The 455-nt window shown below is 73.2% G+C and carries 1 protein-coding gene and 1 pseudogene; both read right to left on the reverse strand.

The features are described 5' to 3' along the window. Positions 1-228: pseudogene (locus tag D3D02_RS19705) on the reverse strand (ROK family protein); the annotation flags it as partial. 87 nt (positions 229-315) lie between these two features. Further along, positions 316-455: universal stress protein (locus D3D02_RS19710; protein ID WP_147435794.1), on the reverse strand; the 140-nt coding region annotated here is incomplete at its 5' end.

Genomic DNA, 455 nt, shown 5'->3' on the forward strand with positions numbered 1-455 from the left:
CAGGTCGAGCGGGCCGATCGATCCGATCCCGGCCGCGACCGCCTCGTTCGGCGCGATCCCCGCGTCGGTACAGGCTCCCCGGACCACCTCCAAGACGGCCTCGGTGACGGCGATGCCGTTCGGTCCTCGCGGGGTGCCTCGCGACGCGGCGCCGAGGACGGCCGCGGTCTCGTCGCCGACGACCGCTCGGACGTTCGTCGCCCCGAGATCGACGCCCACGTAGTACATCGGGTGTAAGCGCGACCCCGTCTCACTTAAGCGGGACGCTTCGGGCGGTCGAGCGGGGGTAAAGAAGCGCGCCGGCGCGAAACGGCGTTACGAGGCGGTCTCGCGGACGAACGTCACCGGACACGGCGCCGAGAGCATGACCTCCTGGGCCGCGCTGCCGAAGACGGCCTTCCCGGTCGGGGAGCGCCGGCGCCCGCCGACGACGACGCGGTCGGCCTCGACCCCCT

Origin of the sequence: Halobellus sp. Atlit-38R, assembly GCF_003665925.1 — an archaeon.
GTDB lineage: Archaea > Halobacteriota > Halobacteria > Halobacteriales > Haloferacaceae > Haloquadratum > Haloquadratum inordinatus.